At 69.8% G+C, this 3,686-nt stretch carries 2 protein-coding genes; both read right to left on the bottom strand.

Annotated elements, in window-relative coordinates; translation table 11 throughout:
• The coding region (locus ACIHCL_RS36855; RefSeq protein ID WP_399868918.1) for a beta-ketoacyl synthase N-terminal-like domain-containing protein at nucleotides 1-261 on the bottom strand (261 nt) is incomplete at its 3' end.
• A 31-nt stretch (nucleotides 262-292) separates the two neighbouring features.
• A partial coding sequence (locus tag ACIHCL_RS36860; protein WP_399868919.1) for an SDR family NAD(P)-dependent oxidoreductase occupies nucleotides 293-3,686 on the bottom strand: 3,394 nt, incomplete at its 5' end.

Below are 3,686 nucleotides of genomic sequence, written 5' to 3' on the forward strand. Positions count from 1 at the left end.
GTCGTACAGGTCGTCGAGGTTCCAGCCGCGGTCGGTGGGGAACGGGGAGATGGCGTCGGTTCCGGAGGCGACCAGGTCCCACAGCTCGTCGGGTGTGGTCACTTGGCCGGGGTAGCGGCAGGCCATACCCACCACCGCGATCGGCTCATGCCGTGCCGACTCCAAATCCGCCAACCGCTTCTTCGTCTTGTGAAGTTCGGCGGTGGCGCGCTTCAGATAGCTGCGGATCTTGTCGTTCTCCGTGGTCACAGCTGCCCCCATTTCCTTGTCCTACGGCCGGTCCTCGGCGCGGTCACTGCTGTTCGTCCAGGTGCTCGTCGAGGAACGCGAAGATCTCGTCGTCGGTCGCCTCGCCGATCCGGTCGGCCACGGTCGCTTCGGCTGGGGTACTGGCCGACCCCGGTGCTGGTTTGTCGAGAGCGGCCAGCAGGCCGATGAGCCGCTCGCGCACGTCGTCTCGTCGGCCGTCATCCGCATCCATCAGGGCGACCGCCTGCGCCACGTGATCGATCCCCGTCAGCACGGGATCCGTGGCCGGAGTGCCCGCGGCAGGCATCGCGGCGGGCAGTTCCCCGTCGATCCATTCCGCCACTCTCCTCGGCGTGGGATGGTCGAAGGCGAGCGTGGTCGGCAGGCGCAGATCGACCAGGCGGCCGAGCCGGTTGCGCAGCTCCAACGCCGCCAGGGAGTCGAAGCCGACCTCGTGGAAGGGCCGTTCGGGATCAATCTGCGTAGCCGACGAGTGCCCGAGGACCCCTGCCACCTGTTCGCTGACCAGGTCCAACAGGGCGGTCGCGCGTTCCTCCGCAGACAGTGCCGCGAAGCGGGCCGCCGGGCTCGGCACGGACTCGTGCCGAGCGACTGGCATTGCGGTCGTGCGATGCTGTCGCACTTCGGACTTGACGAGGGTGCGCAGCAGCGGGGGAACCGAGGCCGGACCATTCTCCGCGGCCGTGCGGCGCAGCGCCACGCTGTCCAGTAGCAGTGGGACGAGCAGGGCGGGGCCGTCTTGATACGCCGTCAGGGCTTGGTCCAGCAGTTCGAGGGCCTGGTTCGCGGGCATGGGCATGATGCCGTCGCGCCGCAGTCGGCGAAGCGCCGTCGCATCGAGGCCGCCGGACATGCCGTCCTGTCCGTCCCACAGCCCCCAGGCCAGGGAGACCGCCGGCAACCCGGCCACCCGGCGATGCCGCGCGAACGCATCGAGTACGGCGTTGGCAGCCGCGTAGGACGCCTGTCCCGGACGGCCCAGCAACCCCGCCGCGGCGGAGAACAACACGAATGCGCGCAGCGGATGCCCGAGCGTGGCCTCATGGAGGTTGCGTACGGCATCGGCCTTGGCTCGCAGCACGGTGTCGATCCGCTCCGGCGTCAGCCCGGCGAGAGCCCCGTCGTCCAGGACGCCGGCCGTGTGCACCACACTGCTCAGAGGATGCTCGGACGGGACGCAGGCGACTGCCTTCCGTACGTCGGCCGGATCGGCCAGGTCGCAGGACACGAAGGTGGCGTTGACGCCCAGTTCGGTGAGTTCCCGTTCCAGCAGGGCGGATTCCGGTGCATGCGGGCCGCGCCTGCTGACGAGCAGCATGTGCCGTACGCCGTGACGCCTCGCCAGATGAACGGCGACGCGTCGGCCGAGTGCGCCGGTGCAGCCGGTCAGCAGGACGGTGCCGTCCGCGTGGCCTGTGCTGGTCGCGTGGCCTGTGCCGTCCGCGCGGCCTGTGCTGGTCGCGGCAGCGGCGTCGTTCTTGTCGTGACCGGCGGACGCGAAGTCCGCCGGAGTCGATTCGGCGGGCTCCGCGGGGACCAGGGCCGGCGCGAGCATGACGCCTGTGCGCAAAGCCAGCTGGGGCTCGCCCGAGGCCAGTGCCGAGGACAGGGCCGAACGGGACTCCGGGGTACCGTCCACATCGACGAGGACGAAGCGGCCTGGATACTCCGACTGCGCGGAGCGCAACAGTCCCCACAGGGCGGCGCCCGCGAGATCCGGCACGTCGGTTTCCCCGGCCTCGACCGCACCCCGGGTGACGACGGCCAGGGTCGTGCCGTTCAGGCGTTCGTCCTCGACCAGCTCCTGGATGAGGGAGAGCCCGTGAGCCGCCGCGGCGCGGACGGGATCGTCGAGTATCGACGCGGTTCCTGTCGTGAACGTGAGCGCCGTGGAAGGGGTGTCGGGGGTGAGAGCGACGACCATGGTGGGCGTCGGTGTCATGGCGTCCAGAACAGTGCGCAAGGCCGCGAGGTCGGCGTGGGCTGTGAGATCCGCTTCCGGGGGGAGGGCGCGCAGAGCTGCCGCAGTCTCCTCCGCATCGGGTCCGATCACGGCGTATCGAGGAGTGTCCATGAGGCCGGTTGGATCGACTGGCTGCCAGTCGACGCGGTACATCGGCGTCGCGACGGTGCGCAGGGTGCCCGACGGCACCCGACGCAGCAGGAGTGCGTCCAGCGCGAGGACAGGATTGCCCTCCGAATCAGCCACCTGCACCGAGAGAGCGCCACCGTCCGCCGGGGCCAGCCGGACCCGAACCACTTCGGCGCCGGTCCCGTACAGGGTGAGACCCTGCCAGGAGAACGGCAGCAGGGTGTTCTCCACATCTGCGGCAGCAGGGTCGGACTTGAGCCATGGACCTCCCGCCCGCCACGGGTGCAAGACCGCGTCGAACAGCGCGGGATGAATGCCGAACCCACGCTCTCCCTCTTCCGCTCCGGTGGCCGCTTCGGGCAGGCGTACGTCGGCGAAGAGCTCGTCCCCACGACTCCAAGCACCGGTCAGCCCTGTGAAGGCCGGGCCGTACTCGTAGCCGGCGGCGGCGAATTCCGCGTAGAGATCGTCCACGTCGACGGCCTCGGCCCCGGGGGGCGGCCAGACCGCTCCTGCCCAACCCATCGTCGGCGCGGCCGGCTTTGCTGCCGGACTCCCCGCCGGTTCGGCGGCCGCGAGAACACCGGCGGCGTGCTTGGTCCACTGTGACTCGGCCTCCATACCGGCCTCCGCCTCCGGCCGGGCGGCGACCGTCACTGCGCGCCGCCCGTGCTCGTCGGGCTCTTCGACCAGAACCTGAAGCTGCACAGCCCCCTGTGCGGGAAGAACGAGGGGCACATGGAGAACGACCTCTTCAACACCCCCCGACCCCACCTCGTCGGCAACGCGCAGCAGCAGATCGGCCATCGCCGTTCCGGGGAACAGCGCCGAACCTGCGACGATGTGATCGGCCAGCCATGGGTGTGCAGCGAGCGTCACCCTGCCGGTGAGCAGAGTCGACCTGCTACCGGCGATCGGCGTCGCACCGTTCAGGAACGGATGGTCCTGCCAGATCAGCCCGAAGCGCGTCGCCGCCTCGCTGTCTGTGCGCGTCGCCGAGTTCTGGATCCAGTAGCGGTCCCGTTGGAACGCGTAGGCCGGCAGCGGCACTCGCCGGGCGGGTGTGTGTGAGGGGAGGAGCGCGGTTGCGTCAACTTCGGCGATGTGGGTGTGGAGGGTGGCGATGGCGGTGGTGAGGGTGTGTGGTTCGGGGTGGTTGCGGTGGAGGGTGTGGGTCAGGGTGGGGCTGTTGCTGTTGCTGTTGCTGTTGGTGGTGTTGAGGGTGTGGTGGGTGAGGGTGGTGAGGGTGGGGTGGGGTCCGATTTCGAGGTAGGTGGTGGTGCCGTGTTGGTGGGCGGTGTGGATGGTGTCGGTGAAGCGGACG

This window comes from Streptomyces sp. NPDC052042 (assembly GCF_044548345.1).
Classification (GTDB): domain Bacteria; phylum Actinomycetota; class Actinomycetes; order Streptomycetales; family Streptomycetaceae; genus Streptomyces.